The sequence below is a fragment of the Streptomyces sp. NBC_01537 genome, from assembly GCF_045040445.1.
Classification (GTDB): Bacteria; Actinomycetota; Actinomycetes; order Streptomycetales; family Streptomycetaceae; genus Actinacidiphila.
In genome coordinates, this window is sequence record NZ_CP109392.1 from 4,810,112 (window position 1) to 4,828,285 (window position 18,174).

Annotated in this window: 16 protein-coding genes; 2 read left to right on the forward strand and 14 right to left on the reverse strand. The window is 72.1% G+C overall.

From position 1 onward, the window contains the following. The first annotated feature begins 181 nt into the window (after nt 1-181). A complete protein-coding gene (locus OG607_RS22125; RefSeq protein ID WP_405726065.1) occupies nt 182-1,909 on the forward strand; it encodes a protein kinase domain-containing protein in 1,728 nt (575 codons plus the stop codon). Between the two features lie 30 nt (nt 1,910-1,939). On the opposite strand, the gene OG607_RS22130 is transcribed toward OG607_RS22125, so the two are convergent. The 12 genes from OG607_RS22130 to pdhA all read right to left on the reverse strand — a co-directional run bounded on the left by OG607_RS22130 (nt 1,940) and on the right by pdhA (nt 15,309). Continuing rightward, nucleotides 1,940-2,479, reverse strand: a complete 540-nt coding sequence (locus OG607_RS22130) for a bacterial proteasome activator family protein (protein WP_405726067.1) — start codon at nt 2,477-2,479, stop codon at nt 1,940-1,942. Between the two features lie 237 nt (nt 2,480-2,716). Next, nucleotides 2,717-5,455, reverse strand: coding sequence for an FtsX-like permease family protein (locus OG607_RS22135; RefSeq protein WP_405736960.1), 2,739 nt, complete (start codon nt 5,453-5,455; stop codon nt 2,717-2,719). Between the two features lie 86 nt (nt 5,456-5,541). Beyond that, on the reverse strand, nt 5,542-6,276 hold the full coding sequence (locus OG607_RS22140; RefSeq protein ID WP_405726070.1) for an ABC transporter ATP-binding protein: 735 nt from the start codon (nt 6,274-6,276) through the stop codon (nt 5,542-5,544). 34 nt (nt 6,277-6,310) lie between these two features. Beyond that, complete coding sequence (locus OG607_RS22145; RefSeq protein ID WP_405726073.1) at nt 6,311-6,928, reverse strand: PadR family transcriptional regulator; 618 nt, start codon at nt 6,926-6,928, stop codon at nt 6,311-6,313. Nucleotides 6,929-6,968: 40 nt separating this feature from the next. Continuing rightward, nucleotides 6,969-7,283, reverse strand: a complete 315-nt coding sequence (locus tag OG607_RS22150; protein WP_405726076.1) for a hypothetical protein — start codon at nt 7,281-7,283, stop codon at nt 6,969-6,971. 80 nt (nt 7,284-7,363) lie between these two features. Further along, nucleotides 7,364-8,335: an NAD(P)H-quinone oxidoreductase gene (locus tag OG607_RS22155; protein WP_405736963.1), complete on the reverse strand. Its 972-nt coding sequence runs from the start codon at nt 8,333-8,335 to the stop codon at nt 7,364-7,366. A gap of 177 nt (nt 8,336-8,512) precedes the next feature. Continuing rightward, nucleotides 8,513-9,538, reverse strand: coding sequence for a potassium channel family protein (locus OG607_RS22160; protein WP_405726079.1), 1,026 nt, complete (start codon nt 9,536-9,538; stop codon nt 8,513-8,515). Further along, nucleotides 9,520-10,701 (reverse strand): molybdopterin molybdotransferase MoeA, encoded by a 1,182-nt coding sequence (locus OG607_RS22165; RefSeq protein WP_405726082.1) that lies wholly within the window; start codon nt 10,699-10,701, stop codon nt 9,520-9,522. Before OG607_RS22165 ends, OG607_RS22160 begins: the two co-directional genes overlap by 19 nt. Then, nucleotides 10,698-11,585 carry an NTP transferase domain-containing protein gene (locus tag OG607_RS22170; protein ID WP_405726085.1) on the reverse strand — a complete coding sequence of 296 codons (888 nt, stop codon included), beginning with the start codon at nt 11,583-11,585 and terminating at the stop codon, nt 10,698-10,700. The genes OG607_RS22165 and OG607_RS22170 overlap by 4 nt, the downstream gene beginning before the upstream one ends. A 351-nt stretch (nt 11,586-11,936) precedes the next feature. After that, entirely contained in the window at nt 11,937-13,175 is a 1,239-nt protein-coding gene (locus OG607_RS22175) for a dihydrolipoamide acetyltransferase family protein (RefSeq protein WP_405736965.1), read from the reverse strand. After that, nucleotides 13,175-14,200 carry an alpha-ketoacid dehydrogenase subunit beta gene (locus tag OG607_RS22180; protein WP_405726088.1) on the reverse strand — a complete coding sequence of 342 codons (1,026 nt, stop codon included), beginning with the start codon at nt 14,198-14,200 and terminating at the stop codon, nt 13,175-13,177. Before OG607_RS22180 ends, OG607_RS22175 begins: the two co-directional genes overlap by 1 nt. After that, on the reverse strand, nt 14,197-15,309 hold the full coding sequence (pdhA, locus tag OG607_RS22185) for a pyruvate dehydrogenase (acetyl-transferring) E1 component subunit alpha (RefSeq protein ID WP_405726091.1): 1,113 nt from the start codon (nt 15,307-15,309) through the stop codon (nt 14,197-14,199). Before pdhA ends, OG607_RS22180 begins: the two co-directional genes overlap by 4 nt. A gap of 211 nt (nt 15,310-15,520) precedes the next feature. Here pdhA and OG607_RS22190 point away from each other — a divergent pair, with 211 nt between their 5' ends. After that, the gene (locus OG607_RS22190; protein ID WP_405736967.1) at nt 15,521-15,988 is read left to right on the forward strand and encodes an Lrp/AsnC family transcriptional regulator; all 468 of its coding nucleotides are present in this window, start codon (nt 15,521-15,523) and stop codon (nt 15,986-15,988) included. Between the two features lie 25 nt (nt 15,989-16,013). Here the strand turns inward: OG607_RS22190 and OG607_RS22195 are convergent, their stop codons facing one another. Together OG607_RS22195 and OG607_RS22200 are read right to left on the reverse strand one after the other, a co-directional pair. Further along, nucleotides 16,014-16,604 carry a TetR/AcrR family transcriptional regulator gene (locus tag OG607_RS22195; protein ID WP_405726094.1) on the reverse strand — a complete coding sequence of 197 codons (591 nt, stop codon included), beginning with the start codon at nt 16,602-16,604 and terminating at the stop codon, nt 16,014-16,016. 2 nt (nt 16,605-16,606) lie between these two features. Further along, the gene (locus OG607_RS22200; RefSeq protein WP_405726097.1) at nt 16,607-18,127 is read right to left on the reverse strand and encodes a 3-hydroxyacyl-CoA dehydrogenase; all 1,521 of its coding nucleotides are present in this window, start codon (nt 18,125-18,127) and stop codon (nt 16,607-16,609) included. Nucleotides 18,128-18,174 lie beyond the last annotated feature (47 nt).

Below are 18,174 nucleotides of genomic sequence, written 5' to 3' on the forward strand. Positions count from 1 at the left end.
CGTCGCTCTCGACACCTCTGATTGGCCACGCTACCGCGTTCCGTTGTGACGGTGCTGTGACGGACCGGGTTTGCGGCCCTTTCATACGCATCCGGTGACGAACAGGTCAACGAACTTGACCCCGGTAAGTCCTAGGGCAGACTGGGCGACCGGACTTGATCCCGAGGGGGAAGCGGCACTGATGAGCGGGGAAGACGCGCGGGGGAATTACGCCGGACGCTCGGTCGGCGGCGGACGCTACGTGCTGCGCGACCTGCTCGGCCAGGGCGGCATGGCCGCCGTCCACCTGGCTCACGACACCGTGCTCGATCGGCCGGTGGCCGTCAAGACGCTGCACTCCGAGCTCGGCCGGGAGGCCTCCTTCCGCGAGCGCTTCCGGCGCGAGGCCCAGGCCGTCGCCAAGCTGAACCACACCAACATCGTCTCGGTCTTCGACTCGGGCGAGGACACGATCGACGGTGCGATGGTGCCGTACATCGTCATGGAGTACGTCGAGGGGAAGCCGCTGCGCGCGGTGCTCGACGAGGATGTCGCGCAGTTCGGCGCGATGCCCGCCGAGAAGGCCCTCAAGATCTGCGGCGACGTGCTGGCGGCGCTCTCGGAGAGCCACAGCGTGGGCCTGGTGCACCGGGACATCAAGCCGGGCAACGTCATGCTCACCAAGCGCGGCGTGGTCAAGGTCATGGACTTCGGCATCGCGCGGGCCATGCAGTCCGGCGTCACGTCGATGACGCAGACCGGGATGGTGGTCGGCACCCCGCAGTACCTGTCGCCGGAACAGGCGCTGGGGCGGGGCGTGGACGAGCGTTCCGACCTGTATTCGGTGGGTTGCCTGCTCTTCGAGCTGCTGACCGGCCGGCTGCCCTTCGACGGGGACTCGCCGCTGTCGATCGCCTACCAGCATGTCCAGGAGGCCCCGCCCTCACCGTCGCAGTTCAACCGGGCGGTGCTGCCCGCGGTGGACGCGCTGGTCGCGCGGGCGCTGCGGAAGAACCCGGCGGAACGCTTCCCCTCCGCCGACGCGATGCGCGACGAGTCCGACCGGGTGGTCCGCGGCGAGCAGGCCCAGGCCGGGGGCGGCCCGGCCACTCCGCTGATCATCGGCGAGGGGCCGCGCGCACGGGGTCGGGGTCAGGGCGCCTCGTCGGCGGTCTTCCCGTCCGTGCAGGGCGATCTGCACACCCCGCCGCCGCAGGTGCAACAGCCGTACCAGGCACCGCAGGCACCTCCGGTACCACCCCTGCCCCAGCGGGCGCCGCAAGCACCACAGGCACCACAGGCACCACAGACCCCGCCGCCCTACGCGACTCCCCAGCCCCTGCCGCCCCAGCGCTGGGGCGCCGCCCCGGCCCACACCCCGCCCCCGGGCCCCGCGTACGCCTACCCCCACCAGCAGACCCCGCCGCCCTACGCCATGCGGCCGACCGCACCGATGCCGCCGCAGCGCAACCGCGGCGGCGGGGGCTCCACCGTGGTGCTCGCCCTCGGCGCGGTGGTCGCCGTGATCGCGGTCATCGTGGTTCTCATCCTGCTCGCGCACATGGGCAGCAGCACCGACGACGGCAGCAACGCCTCCGGCGACAGCACCGCGACCACCGTCGCCGCCACATCGGAGGCGGACGTCACCCAGGCCGACCGGACCAGCACGATCGACGCCGCACAGTGCACGGACGCCACGGGCAGCTACCTGACCGAGGGCGACGTACTGATGCCGGACTTCTACGCCAAGTACGTCGACTCGGTGAAGTCCTGCATGGACGAGGCCGGCTGGAACTACACGGTCAAGTACCTGGACGAGACGACCTTCGGCAAGGGCGCGGTGGTCCAGCAGAAACCCGACGCCATCAGCGACCTCGACCCGGAGAACGACACGGTCACCATCTGGGTCTCCACGGGCCGGACGGGCTGAGAATCCAGCCCGTCCGGCCCTGAGGCAGTCCTACAGATACGGCCCCGACCGGGCGCCCTGGTGAGCACCGGCCTCGTCTTCCAGCTCCTCGTGACCGCCGGCTCCCGGGGGCAGTGCGCGGCGCATCTGCTCCAACTGGGCGCGGGCGGCCATCTGCTGGGCGAACAGGGCGGTCTGGATGCCGTGGAAGAGGCCCTCCAGCCAGCCCACCAACTGCGCCTGCGCGATGCGCAGTTCGGCCTCCGTGGGGATGGTCTCGTCGGTGAACGGGAGGGAGAGCCGCTCCAGTTCCTCCACCAGCTCCGGCGCGAGCCCGTCCTCCAGCTCCTTCACCGAGCTGCGGTGGATCTCCTTGAGCCGCACCCGGCTGGCCTCGTCGAGAGGCGCCGCCCGGACCTCCTCCAGGAGCTGCTTGATCATGCTGCCGATCCGCATGACCTTGGCCGGCTGTTCAACCATCTCCGTCACGGGAACCTCGCGCTGCGAATCTCCGCCGAGGGCCATCCCGTCCGGGCCGACGACCAGGACTTGCGGGCTCTCCTGCGACCGTTCGTTCATCGGCATCTCCATGCTGCCATTGTTACCGACTTCGAGCACTCCCTGACGCGTGGGGGCGGCTGCGGGCGCAGCCGCCCCCACGCGTCCAGGGTCTGTCCGGCGGATCTCCGTGGGATAAGGAGCGGGGTCTGGCGCCTGTGATCGCAAGGCGCCGGAGCGCCCACAGGGTGGTTTCCTGTGGGCGTTTCGGCAACGCCGCGAGCGCTGGTGCCAGGGCACGCGACGCCACGGAGATCCGCCGGACAGGCCCTAGTCCGCCGCCCGCCGCGCGAGCCCCGGCCGGGACCGCGTCACCAGCGCGGCAAGCAGCGCCGCCCCCAGCGGTACGACCACGATCAGTGCCGCCAGCGTCCCCCACGGCACCACGATCGGCACATGCGGCAGGTCCATGCCCATCCAACCCTCCGTGAGGGACTGGCGGTAGTACTTCCACTCCTGCCGTGCCTCGGCCTTCCGCAGCCCCACCGCCGGCAGGACGCCGGCCGCGGAGCCGAGCAGCACGCCCATCGCGGCCACCACACCGCACTGGAAGCCCGAGAGCGTGCGCCGTACGCGCGGAGCCGCGCCCACCGCCGCCAGCGTCCGCAGATCCGGCTCGGCGTCCGCCTGGGCGAGCCCCGTGGCGATGCCGGCGGCGCCGACCGTGATCAGCCCGGCGAAGATGGCGAGGGCCAGCATGGTGACGCTGTTCTCGCTGACGTAGCCCTCCTCGACATGGATGTCGGCCTGCACGCCCAGCTTGTCCAGCGCCCCGTCGAGCGCCTGCCGCTCCTCGCTGCCGGGCGTCCTGACCGTGCTGACCAGCAGCCCGTACGGGACGGTCCGCAGCCCGGCGGCCTTCGCGGCGGCCGGCGGGAGGACAGCGGTCAGGCCGTAGGCGTTGGTCCCGGCCTTGGGCTGATACGCGGCGAAGGTCCGGTGCGGGGCTGTGGCGAGGTCCGTGTCGGTGCCGGAGTTGTCCTGGATCAGCGCGAGCGTGATCCGGCCGTCCCCGCCGACCTGCCGCTTGTCGAAGACCACGGCCCTGCCGTCGGCGAGTGCCTTCTCGGCGGCCGGGTCATGGATGCCGAGCCCGGTGAGGATGCCGGCGCCGCCGATCAGGATGCCGGTCTCCGTGTCGAAGGAGGCCGGCCCCCGGTTCTGGGCGCAGCGCCAGTCCTTGACCCACTTGCGCCGCTGGGCAGCGCTCAGATCGTCGCTGTCCTCCCGGTTCAGCGCGCACTCGTTGGCCTTGGGCGTGACCAGCTGCGAGGTGCCGCAGCCCTTGTCGCTCTGCCACACGTCGCAGGTCTTCTCGCCCACCACTATCCGGCTGACATCGGCGACCCCGGACGTGGGGAAGTTCTTCTCCACCGCCGCCTTCACTCCGCCCAGCTCCCGGCTGCCCGCGGTGTCGACGGTCAGGCTGACCGCGCCGCTCGGCAGGGCCGCGACATAGCCGTCCCTGCTCTGCTGGTCGTAACTGGCCATGTACGTGGCGATCGCGACCGTGCCCGCGACGGCGGCCAGCACCGCGGCCACCGCCGGAGCCGTACGGCCGCGGTTGCGTACGGCGTCCCGCAGCGCGAGCCGGGGGGACAGCGGCAGCCAGCGGCCGAGCCGTCCGAAGAGGCCGACCAGGGTGGGGGTCAGCGCCACCACGCCCAGTTCGGCGATGGCCGAACCGCCGCCCACCGCGAGGGTGTTGTCACTGTCGGCCGCACCGAAGATCACGATTCCCGCGCCCAGGCAGACCGCCGCCGCCCCGAACACCGGCAGCACTCGGTTGGCCCGGCGCACTCCGCGACGGCCGGTGAGCGAGGCCAGCACGCTCTCCCGGGAGGCGACCACGGCGGGCACGACCGCCGCCAGCAGTCCGGTGACCAGGGCCAGCAGTGCGATGCCGGTCAGTTCCAGCGGCCGCAGCTCGATGCCGCCGAAGCGCTTGCCCGCGTAGTCCTCCAGCAGCGGCCGCAGCGCCACGCTCAGCCCGAGCCCCAGCACGGTCCCGACGACCGCCGCCACCGCCCCGATGACCCCGCCGCCGGCCAGCACGATCGCCCGGATGTGCCGCCGGTCGCCACCGTTGGCACCGACCAGGCCGAGCTGCCGGCGCGAACGCCGGGCGCCCACGGCGAAGGCGGGGCCGGCCAGCAGGCAGATCTCCAGCATGGCCAGACCGACGACGGTCGCCAGCGCGGTGAGCTCCGCGGTGTGCCCGGCGAAGCCGCCGGACCCGCCCATCCGGTAGCCGTCCTGCTTCGTGTAGAGCGGTACTTCGTCCTCGCGGGGCGGGTCGATGGCGACGGCCCGCGAAGTGACGTAGACGCCCTTGGCGTTGGCCTGCTTCACCATGTTCCACGTGAAACCATGACCACCTCCGACACCGACCAGGTACTCGGTGTCGGCGTCGCCCACCGACAGGCCCTTGGCCGTCAGCGCCTGGGCGTACGGCTTCAGAAAGGCCCCCGGCAGCGCGTTGAGCTGCACACTGTCCAGCTCGTCGGGCAGTTCGTAGGCCCCGCTGATCGTGTACTTCTGCCCGAAGTCCCGGAATTCGACCTCCGAGCCGACCTTCAGCCCGCTCTGCTCCAGGAACGCGGTCGACGCGGCCAGCTCCCCCGCCTTCGCCGGGAAGTGCCCGCTCTTGAGCGTCATGATCCCGGCCGCCATCGGGTCGGCGGCCTTCAGCTCGCGCACATCGACGTCCAGCAGCCCGTGCTCCGTACGGGACTTGGCCGGGCCGGTCGTGTCGGTGAGCGTCCGCGCCCCGGCCGGGAAGGCCCGGCTGATGTCCGTGGGCGCGGACGTATAGGGGGCGTCTTCGTCCACCGATGCGTATTCGTGGTCGCTCAGACCCTGGTAGATCGGCGTGTTGCCGTTCCCCGTGCCCTCCAGCCGGGCGTCGGCGGCTCCGATGTCCCTCGTCACCTGCTGCTCCGCCGTCAGCTCCGAGCTGCGAGTGGTGATGTCGGCGGCGCTCACCCCCACGATCGGCAGAGCGATCATGGCGAGCACCAGCGCGCTGCGGCCCTTGAACCGCCAGGCGTCACGGCGGGCGATCCGTACCGCCGCCCGCCAGGAATGCAGCAGCCTCACTTCGCGGCCACCCCGCCCGGCAGAAGCGTTTCCGCCGACGAGCGCAGCGTCGTGTCCGTCACCGAACCGTCCCGCAGGAACACCACCCGGTCCGCCCACGCCGCGAACCGCGGCTCATGCGTCACCAGCACCCCCGCCGCCCCCGCGTCGCACCGCGACCGCAGCAGCGCCAGCACCGACTCCCCGGTCTCCGAGTCCAGCGCCCCCGTCGGCTCGTCCGCCAGCACCAGCCGCCGGTCGCCGACCAGCGCTCGCGCGATCGCCACCCGCTGCTGCTGCCCGCCGGACATCTCGTCCGGGAAGCGGTCGGCCAGCTCCGCCAGTCCGATCTCCTCCAGCGACGCGACAGCCTCCCGGCGGGCCTTGCGCGCGGACATGCCGTCCAGCTCCCTCGGCAGCGCCACGTTCTCGGCGGCCGTCAGAGCGGGTATCAGGTTGTAGTCCTGGAAGACATAGCCGATCGACCGCCGCCGCAACGCCGCGACCTGCTTCCTGCCCGCCGTCGCGATGTCGGTGCCCTCCACCAGCACCCGCCCCGACGTCGGCGTGTCCAGGCCCCCCGCGATCGTCAGCAGCGTCGACTTCCCCGAGCCGGACGGCCCCATGACCGCCACCAGCTCGCCCGGGAACACATCCAGATCGATCCCCCGCAGCGCGTGCACCTCGGTCGCCCCGCTGCCGTGCACCCTGGTCAGCTCCTGCAACCGCAGGACAGGTTGAGCCTCTTGCATGGTCTTTCCCCCTACAGATAAGTGTCCCGGCGCTCTACCGACGCGCCGGGCGATTACTGGTGACGCTCGCGCTCTGCTCGCCCGCGCCGGCGCCCGCGTCCTCACTGAGGTCACCGAGCGAGTCGGCGAGCCGCACAAGCCGTGATTCGCAGTGGTCCAGCCAGCGGGCCTCCGCCTCGGCGGAGAAGATCAACTGCTCCAGGACCAGCAGCCACGCGACCTCGTCACGGGTGGTCGGGCCCGTTTCGACGGCCTGCGCCTTCAGCCGCGTGTAGTCCTGCATCGCCCGGATCGTGTGCAGCCGCTGCGCCTGGATCACCGCCCGGATGTCCACCCCCGGCGACCCCACCGCCATCGCCAGCTTGATCGCCAGCTCATCCCTCGGCGGGCTCGTTCGGTCCACCGGCCGCGCGAACCACTCCCGCAGCTCCGTGCGTCCTTCATCCGTGATCGCGTACACCGCATGCCCGCCGTCGTCCTCACCGGCCGGCACAACCAGCCCGTCCCGCTCCAGCCGGGCCAGCGTCGTGTAGACCTGGCCGACATTCAGCGGCCAGGTCGCACCGGTGCGTGACTCGAACTCCGTACGCAGTTGGTAGCCGTAGCGAGGACCTCGGTCGAGGAGGGCCAGTAGCCCGTGACGGATCGACATACCGAGTATGTATACCGAGTATGCACCCGCCCGGCAAGCGTTACCGGAGAAGTCCCCTCCGCAACCTCAGCCCGATGAACCCCAGCCCGACACCCATCAGGGTGAACCCCGCCCCGAGCGGCAGCACCTCCAGCACCACCCCGCCGCGACGCGGCTGCGCCGGACCCGGATCGTCTTCCGGAACCTGCACCACGGCGGGCGCCACCCCGGGCACCACCGGCACCTCCAGCACCGGCGACACACTCCGCCCCGGGTGCGCCCGCCCCACCCCGGCCACACTCCCGGCGTTCGGCCCGGGCCCAGGCCCGGGCACCGCGAGCACCCATACGAGTGCGACCGAAATGGCCCAGTTCATGCCGCCAGACTCACACATCTCAGCCCGTCCGGCGATTGAGGACAACCGCAGCCGGCGGCTGCGCGGCGCAAACCGCACCGTCACACGGCGAGCAGCACCTTCCCGACGTGCTCACTGGCCTCGACAACCCGGTGCGCCTGAGCCGCGTCCCTCATCGGAAGGACCCGGTCCACAACCGCCCGTACCGTCCCCGCCTCGACCAGCGGCCACACATGCTCCCGCACAGCCGCCACGATCGCCGCCTTCTCGTCCAGCGGCCGCGCCCGCAGCGTCGTGGCCGCCACAGCCGCCCGCTTCGCCAGCAGCTTGCCCAGATTGAGCTCGGCCTTGACCCCGCCCTGCAGCCCGATGATCACCAGCCGCCCGTTGACGGCCAGGACATCCACATTCCGTTCCAGATACTTCGCGCCCATGATGTCGAGCACGACATCAGCACCCCCGTACGCGCCCCGCACGGCCTCCACGAAATCGGCCTCGCGGTAGTTGACCGCCAGGTCCGCCCCCAGCTCCCGGCACCGCTCCAGCTTCGCCTCGCTCCCCGCCGTCACCACCACCCGCGCGCCGACCGCCTTCGCCAGCTGGATCGCCATCGTGCCGATCCCGCTGCTGCCGCCGTGCACCAGCAAGGTCTCGCCGGGCCGCAGGTGGGCCAGCATGAAGACGTTGGACCACACCGTCGCCGTGACCTCGGGCAGCCCGGCGGCCGTGACGAGGTCCACCCCCTTGGGCACCGGCAGCAACTGCCCCACCGGGACGGCCACTCGCTCCGCGTAACCGCCGCCCGCCAGCAGCGCGCAGACCTCGTCGCCGACCGCCCACCCGGTCACCCCCGGCCCGAGCGCGGCGATCCGCCCGGAGCACTCCAGCCCCGGATACGGCGAAGCGCCCGGCGGCGGGTTGTAGAACCCCTGCCGCTGCAGCACATCGGCCCGGTTGACGGCGCCGGCCGCCACCTCCACCAGTACTTCGCCCTCCACGGGCACCGCGTCGGGGACCTCGGCCCACACCAGCGCTTCGGGACCGCCGGGCTCAGGAATCGTGATCGCATGCATAGCCATGGGGCCGACGCTAACGGACGCTAGTGCTGTGGCCGGGAACGTTCGCCGGGTTGCGCAGCCCGCCGGCTGCGCTTTGTCCTCAATCGCCGGACGGGCTGAATTCAGCCCGTCCGGCGATTGAGGACGGAACCGGCCGCCGGACGGACCCGGCAAACCATTCCGGTCACCGCACTACGCGCCCGCCCGCTGGATGGCGATGATCCGGTCGGTCAACTCCAGCACCGCCGCCTCCGGATCGTCGTGGTCGAGCAGCCGATGCCCCCGCTTGACCGCGACCACCAGATCCCGCAGCTCACGTGGCGACCGCCCCGCCTCCGCCTTCGTCACCGGCCGCTCGACGAGATCGAGCCCGCTCCCGTACGTGATGAGATCCTCCATCACACGCCCGGCGCTCGGGCTGAGCATCGACATCCCCAGCATCCGGCCGGCCGCGCCGGAGCTCGTGACAACTGCGCTGGCACCCGACTGCCGCAGCAGCGGCACGTTCTCCTCCTCCCGCACGGAGGCGACGATCGTCGCCCGCGCGTTCAGCTGCCTCGCCGTCAGTGCGACCAGCACCGCCGTGTCGTCCCGCTGGGCGGCGATCACCACATCCTTCGCCCGCTGCGTCTCGGCCTGCAGCAGCACGTCATTGCGCGTCGCGTCCCCGGCCACCCCCGCGAACCCGTCGGCCAGGGCGGCCTCCACCGCCACGGGGTCGGGGTCGACGACCACGATCTGCCCGGCCCGGACGCCATGGGCGACCAGGGTCCGGGCAGCCGCGCGGCCCTTCGTGCCGTATCCGACGATGACGGTGTGGTCGCGCACGGCGGACCTCCAGCGCTGCTGCCGGTACTGCTCGCGGGTGCGCTCGGTGAGCACCTCCAGCGTGGTGCCGACCAGGATGATCAGGAACAGTACGCGCAGCGGCGTCACAAGCAGCACATTGCTCAGCCGGGCACTGGCGCTGTAGGGGACGATGTCGCCGTAGCCGGTGGTCGAGAGGGTGACGGTCGCGTAGTAGACGCTGTCGAGGAACGACACCGTCCCGTCGGCGTTGTCGTGATAGCCGCCCCGGTCGGCGTAGACGATGCCGACGGTCGCGGCCATGCAGGCCAGCGCCATGACCAGCCGCCGTACGACCTGGCGCAGCGGCGACCCGACGGGCGCGCGCGGGAGGGACAGGGAAGCGGCGGGCGTCAACTCCCGGCACCCCATTCCATGCGGAGCACCGCGGTCTGCGCGCCCTCGGCCAAGCCGCCCGGCGGGATGACGGCCATGCCGTCGGCGGCGGCGATGCCGCGCAGCATGGCGGGCCCGTGGAAGTGCAGCGGGACGACCTTCGACTCCTCGTCGAAGATCACCGGGACCAGCCGGGTGTCGGCCGGATGCCCCGGCACGGCGGCGGTCAGCCGGGCCGCGTACGGAGTCGGGCCGGGCCGCCCGGTCAGCGTGCGCAACAGCGGTGCGGCCAGCGTCAGTACGCCGGAGACGGCGGCGAGGGGATTGCCGGGCAGACCCACGAGGTGGCCCCCGGTGGGCAGTTCGGCGAGCAGCATCGGATGCCCGGGGCGCACCGCGACGCCGTCGACCAGCAGCTTGGCGCCGATCCGGTCCAGGACGGGGTGCACGAAGTCGACCGGGCCGCCGGCCGTGCCGCCGGTGGTCACGATCAGCTCGGCGGTGGAGCCGGTGACGGCCTCGTACAGCACATCGGCATCGTCGACGAGCCGCTGTACGCTCACCACTTCCGCCCCCAGCCCCCGCAGCCAGGCGGGCAGCAGCGGGCCCAGCGCGTCCCGCACCCGACCGCCGTACGGCGGGCCCCGGTCCAGCAACTCGTCGCCCAGTACGAGCAGATCGACCCGGGGCCGGACCGTCACCGCCAGCACGTCATAGCCCGCCGCCGCCGCGAGCCCGAGCACGGCCGGGGTGACGAGCGCGCCCGTGGCCAGCAGTTCGTCCCCGCCCCGGCACTCCTGGCCGCGCGGGCGTACGTCCTGCCAGGGCCCCGGCGGGCCCTGCACGGCGTGCAGCATCCCGTCGGGGCCCGTACGGCCGTGCTCGCGCCGCAGTACGGCGGTCGCCCCGGGCGGCAGCGCGGCCCCGGTCGCGATCCCCGTGGCGTGCCCGTCCGGCAGCGGCTCCCCGGGGTGCTGCCCCGCCAGCAACTGGCCCGACAGCCGCCAGGGGCCGGGGCCCGCCACCGCCCACCCGTCCATGGCCGACGTGTCGAACGACGGCAGGTCGGTCAGCGCCGTCAGCGGCTCCGCCAGCGCATGCCCGAGCGCCTCGCCGAGCGGCACGTTCAGCCTGGCCAGCGGCGTCCCGGCCAGGCCGGCGGTCCGCCGTGCGTCGGGCCACGGCGTGGAACCGCTCACTTGCCCTCTTCGCCCTTTTCGGCCTCGGCGGCCTTTTCGGCCTCCGCGGCCTCCGCGACCCAGCGCTCGGCGAGAGCCGTGGCCTTCCGGGCCGCCTCCGCCACCGCCTCCGGGCCACCGCCCGCCTGTGCGGCCGCGTAACCGACCAGGAACGTGGTCAGCGGGGCCGCCGGGCGGGCGACTCCGTGCGCGGCGTCCCTGGCCAGGTCGAGCAATACGGCGACATCGACGTCGAGATCGATCCCGAGGTCGGACTTGGCTGCGGCGATCCATTCATCCAACACGTGCCCATGCTCCCTGATCCGTGCCCGTGCCGTGGACAGGTCCTCCCAGGTGTCGCAGTCGAACGACGCCGCCCCCGTCGGGTCCGGCAGCCGGCGCAGCACCAGCTCGGCCGTCAGCAGCCGCAGCGGCAGCCCCGCCACGCCGCCGTGCTCGGCCGCGATCAGCGCGAGCTCGCGCCGCAGCGCCTCCGTCCGGTACACCGCCGCCAACGGCTGGTCCCGCCCACCGGGATCGGTCAGCACCACGCCCTCGGCCGCCGGGTCCAGCTCCGCCAGCAGCCCCTCCACCACCTCCCGGGTCACAAACGGCAGATCCGCCGCGAACACCACCACCGTCTCCGCCGTCACCTCCCGCACTCCCGCCGCCAGCGCCGCCAACGGCCCACCCCCCGGCGGCTCCTCCCTCGCCCACACCACCGCCTGGCCCGTCCCCCTGCGCGGCCCCACCACCACCGTCCGGCCGGCCCCCGCACACGCCTCCAGCACGCGCTCCACCATCGCCCGCCCCGCCACGGCCAGCCCTGGCTTGTCCGCCCCTCCGAGACGTTTCGCGGCACCACCGGCAAGGATCACGGCGTCGTATGTTGCGTGCTGTGTCATGCGGCGAGTTTCCCAGCAATCGGCCCCTCCGGCGTTTGAGGAGTGGGGGTACCCCCTGCACGAAGTGCTTGGGGGAGGGTCCGGGGCGGAGCCCCGGCGCCCAGCAGAGCTAGGGCCTGTCTTGTGGCTGCGGTCCATGTGCCGCTGGCGCGGCGTGGCCGTGGCGTCGCGTGCCCTGGCACCAGCGCTCGCGGCGTTGTCGTCGGTCGACAACGTCCCCCAGCTAGACGCTGGGAGGTGCCCCCACCGCGTTGCCTCCCTCCTCCGCCTTGCGACCGCAGGCGCCGCAGTGACATCAGCCGCTGGCGCGGCGGGCCGCTCCTTCACCCACGGAGATCCACAAGACAGGCCCTAGACGCTCCGCAAAAGCACCGCAGGCCGCTCCACGCAGTCCGCCACGAACCGCAGGAACCCGCCCGCCGTGCCCCCGTCGCACACCCGGTGGTCAAAGGTCAGGGACAGCTGCACGACCTGCCGGACCGCCAGCTCGCCCTCCCACACCCACGGCTTGGGCGCTATTCGCCCGACTCCGAGCATCGCCGCCTCCGGGTGGTTGATGATCGGCGTGGAGCCGTCCACCCCGAAGACGCCGTAGTTGTTGAGCGTGAACGTCCCCCCGGTCAGCTCACCCGGCGTCAGCTTCCCGGCCCGCGCGGCCTCCGTGAGCCGCGCCATCTCCTCCGCCAGCCCTTCGACCGTCCGCGCCTGTGCGTCCCGCACCACCGGCACGACCAGGCCGCGCTCGGTCTGCGCGGCGAAGCCGAGATGCACCCCGGCCAGCCGTACGACCTCGTTCCGCTCGACGTCGACCGTCGAGTTGAGCTCGGGGTAGCGGGCAAGCGCCGCCGTACAGATCCGTGCGAGCAGTGCCGGCACAGACACCTTGGCCGTGGCGCCCGCGTTCATCGCGGCCCGCGCGGCCAGCAACTCGGTCGCGTCCGCGTCCACCCAGCACGTGGCGTCGGGGATCTCACGCCGGCTCCGGCTGAGCTTCTCCGCGACAGCGCCCCGCACCCCCCGCAGGGGAATCCGGGAGCCGTCGGAAACCGGCTCGGCGACACGAACCGGCGCCGCGATCGCCCGTTCGACGTCCGCCCGCAGAATCAGCCCATCCGGCCCGGACCCCGTCAGTGACCGCAGGTCAACGCCATGTTCACGCGCGACCCGCCGCACGAGGGGCGAGATGACAGCCACCCGCCCGTCATCCACCGCGAGGGCACCGCCCACCGCAGGTGCCCGCACCCGCCGCCGTCGCGCGGCAGGCGCACCCGTGCCGTAGCCGACCAGGACATTGCCGGAACCAGAACCGGAACCGGAATCAGAACCGGAAGGGGAATCGTCGCTCGCCCCGACCGCGACGGTCAGCAGCGGACGCCCGACACCCAGCTCCTCGCCCTCCTCCCCGAACCGGGCTGTGACGACACCCCCGTAGGGGCACGGCACCTCCACCACCGCCTTCGCCGTCTCGACCTCGACGACCGGCTGGTCGACGGCGACGACGTCACCGACCCGCACCAGCCACCGCACGATCTCGGCTTCCGTGAGCCCCTCGCCCAGGTCAGGAAGGACGAACTCCCGCACGACAGCCATCACGCACCGCCCTCCCACTGCAGCCGGCCGACCGCGTCGAGGATCCGGTCGACGCTCGGCAGATGGTGCCGCTCCAGCATGGGTGGCGGATACGGGATGTCGAAGCCGGTGACCCGGAGCACCGGTGCCTCCAGCCAGTGGAAGCACCGCTCCGTCACCCGCGCCGCGATCTCCGCGCCGGCCCCGCCGAAGCCCGCCGACTCGTGGACGACGACAGCCCGACCGGTCCGCCGCACCGACGCGGCCACTGTCTCGTCATCGAAGGGGACCAGGGTCCGCAGGTCGAGGACTTCCAGGTCCCAGCCCTCCTCGCCCGCCGCCTCGGCCGCTTCCAGGCACACCGGCAGCGACGGCCCGTAGGTGATGAGCGTCGCGGAGCGCCCCGCGCGCCGCACCACCGCGCGCCCCGGCCCCGGAACAACGGCCGGTTCATCGGCGGACCAGTCGTCCTTGGACCAGTACAGCCGCTTCGGCTCCAGGAAGACCACCGGGTCGTCCGAGGCGATGGCCGCGCGCAGCAGCCCGTACGCGTCCGCCACCGTCGCCGGGGTGACGACGTGCAGCCCGGGTGTGTGCAGGTAGTAGGCCTCCGACGAATCACTGTGGTGCTCGACGCCGCCGATGCCGCCGCCGTACGGCACCCGGATGGTGATCGGCAGCGGCAGCACACCGCGCGTGCGGTTGCGCATCCGCGAGACATGGCTGACCAGCTGCTCGAAGGCCGGGTACGCGAAGGCGTCGAACTGCATCTCGACGACCGGCCGGAGCCCGTACATCGCCATTCCGACGGCCGTGCCCAGAATGCCCGCCTCCGCCAGCGGCGTGTCCGTGCAGCGGCTGTCGCCGAACTCCTTGGCGAGCCCGTCCGTGATGCGGAAGACCCCGCCGAGCGTGCCGATGTCCTCGCCCAGCAGGTGCACGCAGGGGTCGTCGGCAAGAGCGTCACGCAGCGCGCGGTTGAGCGCGTACGCCATGGTGGCGGATTTTCTATCCGCCCTTCGCTCCGCCGCGACAGCCGTGCTCATGCCCCTGCCCCCGCGTCCCTCTCGGCATCCAGCTCGGCGCGCAGCATCGCTGCCTGTTCCCTCAGCTGGGGCGTCGGCTCGGCGTAGACGTGGGTGAACAGCTCCATCGGGTCGAGCGCCGCCTCCTCGTTCATCCGGTCGCGCAGATCGGCCGCCATGCGCTCGGCCTCGTCCTCGGCCGCGCTGATGAGTGTCTCGTCGAGCAGCCCGCGCGCCCGCAACTCCCGCTCCAGCAAGGCGATCGGGTCGTGCTCGCGCCAGGTCTCGACCTCGGCGTCGTCCCGGTAGCGGGTGGCGTCATCGGCGTTGGTGTGCGCGTCGATCCGGTAGGTGACCGCCTCGACCAGCGTCGGCCCGCCGCCGCCCCGCGCCCGTCCTACCGCCTCGGTCAGGACTGCGTGCACCGCCGCCGCGTCATTGCCGTCCACGAGCCGGCCCGGCATCCCGTAGCCGACCGCCTTGTGGGCGAGGGACGGCGCGGCGGTCTGCTTGGCCAGCGGCACGGAGATGGCGAAGCCGTTGTTCTGCACGAAGAAGACCACCGGCGCCCGCCACACGGCGGCGAAGTTCAGCGCCTCGTGGAAGTCGCCCTCGCTGGTGCCGCCGTCGCCGACCATGGCGAGGGCGACCACGTCGTCGCCCTTGAGCCGGGCAGCATGCGCCAGCCCGACGGCGTGCGGCAGCTGGGTGGCGAGCGGGGTGCTGAGCGGAGCGACATGGCACTCGCGGGAGTCGTAGCCCGAGTGCCAGTCGCCGCGCAGCAGGGTGAGCGCCTGGACGGGGTCCACGCCCCGGGCGATGACGGCGAGGGTGTCGCGATAGCTGGGGAAGAGCCAGTCCTGCGGCCGGAGCGCGAGCGCGGCACCGATCTGGCAGGCCTCCTGGCCGACGCTGGAGGGGTAGACGGCGAGCCGCCCCTGCTTGGTGAGGGCCGTCGCCTGCCGGTTGTAGCGGCGGCCGCGCACCAACTGCCCGTACAGCCCGGTGAGCAGACCGGGGTCGAGCGCGCGGGCGGCGGGCGTCCCGAGCAGGCGGTACGGCTCCGCGTCGGGCAGCAGCGGCGCGGGTTCGGTGCGCGGGTGCCAGACGGGCTGGTCCAGGACGGTCATCGCGAGCACCTCCTCGTGGGCGTGTTCGAATGCCCTCGACGTAACGACGTGACAGGGCCGGAGAGCGGGTATCCGCTCCCTACCGATTGTTCGGTCGTCGATGCAATTTGGCTACAGGTCGGTTCCGCCTGTGGACAAACGGTTCTGCACAGCCTGTGATGGAGCCAGTACGTCCATGGTAAGGAGGCACCGGGGCGTGACAGATGAACAAATGGCCGATTCCGCGCCCGCCGGGCGCCCCCTCGACTCGATCGACCGCGCGATCCTGCGCTATCTGCAGGAGGACGGACGTGCCTCGATACGTTCCGTCGCCGAGCGCGTCCACGTGTCGCGTGCCAATGCCTACGCCCGCATCAACCGGCTCATCGAGGACGGCGTCATCCGTGGTTTCACCGCCCGCGTCGACCACGAACGCGCAGGTCACGGCGCCTCTGCATACATCACCCTCAAGATCGTGCAGAACTCCTGGCGCACCGTCCGGGAAAAGCTCCTCGCCCTCCCCGGAGTCGCCCACATCGCGCTGGTCAGCGGCGACTTCGACGTCCTGCTGCTGGTGCACACCCCCGACAACCGCAGCCTGCGCGAGCTGGTCCTCACCCGCATCCAGGCGGTGCCCGAGGTGCTGAGCAGCCGCACGCTGCTGGTCTTCGAGGAGACCGACCAGGTGCTCGACAGCTGACAGCTGACGTCCCCCCGGAGAGGCCCTACCGCCGCAGCCCGTCGAAGGCGAGCCGCACCACGGCGTCCGCGACCTCGTCGCGGTGGAGCCCGCTGTCCGCGTGAGCGGGCCGGTACCACTCGACTATGGAGTTGATCATCCCGAAGAGCAGCCGGGTCGCGAGCCGCAGATCCACGTCATCGCGCAGATCCCCCTCGGCCGCCGCCGCCTTCAGCAGATCCGTCACCCGGTGATCGAACTCCCGGCGCCGCTCCATGGCCCACCGCTCGGTCTCCGTGTTCCCGCGCACGCGCAGCAGGAGCGTGACGTACGGCAGCTCCCCCATCAGCACCTCGGCCGTTCTGCGCGTGACGTGTTCCAGCCGCTCCACCGCCCGCCCGGCCTGCGCACCGGGCTCCTCCAGGATGCCGAACAGCCCGTCCAGCGCCCGGCCGACCGCGCGCTGCAGCAGTTCCTCCTTGCCGCGCACGTGGTGGTAGATCGAGGACTTGGAGATCCCGGCGGCGCGCGACAGGTGCTCCATGGAGGTGCCGTCGTAGCCGCGCTCGATGAACACCTCGACGGCGACGGCGAGTAGGGTCTCGGGGGTGTACGTGTCGCGCTGTGCCATGGTCATGATTACAGCAGCTTCCGCTCGGTGACCCAGCGCCGGTACAGCAGCCCTGAGGACGCGTAGCGCCCGCCGGGGTAGTTCTCACGCAGTTCTTCCAGCAGGTTGTACACCCAGCCCGGGCCGAGAGCGTCGCCCCAGTCAAGAGGGCCACGCGGATAGTTCACCCCGAGCCGCATGGCGGTGTCGATGTCGGCGGCCGAGGCGACGCCCCTGGCCAGGGCGTCCACGGCGAAATCCACCAGCATGGCGACCGTACGGGCGACGATCAGGCCAGGGACGTCGTCGATCACGCTGACCTGCTTGCCGAGCGCCTGGAACAGGCCGGTCGCGGCCCTGACCGTCCCGGGGCGGGCGCTGTCGGCCGGCGCCAGCGCGATCCTGGTCGCCGAGCGGTAGTCGAGAGCCAGGTCGAACTGCACGGTGTCGGAATCATTCCCCCAGGTCGCGACACTGCCGTTGGCCAGATACAGCAGCCCGTCGCCCGGCAGTTCGATGCGGGTCTCGTACGCCCCGGCCGAATCTCCCTCATGGACCTTGATCCCGGCCTCGGTGATCAGTTCGAGCAGCGCAGCCGCCGGGCTGCCCTCGCCCACCGACACGGTGACCTCGCCCGGCGCGTCCTGCGGCGCAGCCGTACGCGGCTCGGGGCGCTGCGCGCCCTGCGCGTGGTCGTACCAGCCGCGCCCCGACTTGCGTCCCAGCCGTCCCGACTCCACAAGCCGCCGCTGCGCAAGCGAGGGCGTGAACTTCGGGTCGTGGAAGAACGACTCCCACACAGAGCGGGTGACGGCCTCGTTGACGTCCTGGCCGATCAGATCCGTCAGCTCGAAGGGCCCCATCCGGAAGCCGCCGCACTCGCGCAGCACGGCGTCGATGGTGGCGGGATCCGCCGCGCCCTCTTCATAGAGGCGGAACGCCTCCGCGTAGAAGGGCCGGGCGATGCGATTGACGATGAAGCCCGGGGTGTCGGTGCAGCGAACCGGCGTCTTGCCCCAGGCGGCAGCCGTCTCGTACGCGGCTGTGGCCGCCGCCTCGTCCGTGGCGTGGCCGGAGACGACCTCGACCAGCGGCATCAGGGGAGCGGGGTTGAAGAAGTGCAGGCCGAGGAAGCGGCCGGGGAGGCGCAGGGCGCCGGCCACGGCGGTGACGGACAGGGAGGAGGTGTTCGTGGCGAGCAGGCAGTCGTCGCGCACGACGGTCTCCAGGGCGCTGAAGAGCTGCTGCTTGGCGCCGAGGTCCTCCAGGATCGCCTCGATGACGAGCGACGCGTCGGCCAGCTCCTCCAGCCGCCCGGCGGGGGCGAGGCGGGCGCGCGCGGCATCCCGTTCGGCAGCGTCGAGGCGGCCCTTCTCGACCAGCCGGTCGAAGCGCTGGTTCGTCTCCCGCTCGGCCTGCTCGGCCCGGCCCGGAGCGGCATCGTAGAGCCGCACGTGGTGCCCGGCGGCGAGGACGACCTGGGCGATGCCCTGGCCCATGGTGCCGGTGCCGACGACAGCGATGGTGCTGCTGCGCTCAAGTGCGGTCATGAATAACTGCTCCTCGGCGAGTTGTCCACAAGTTGTCCACAGGCGCG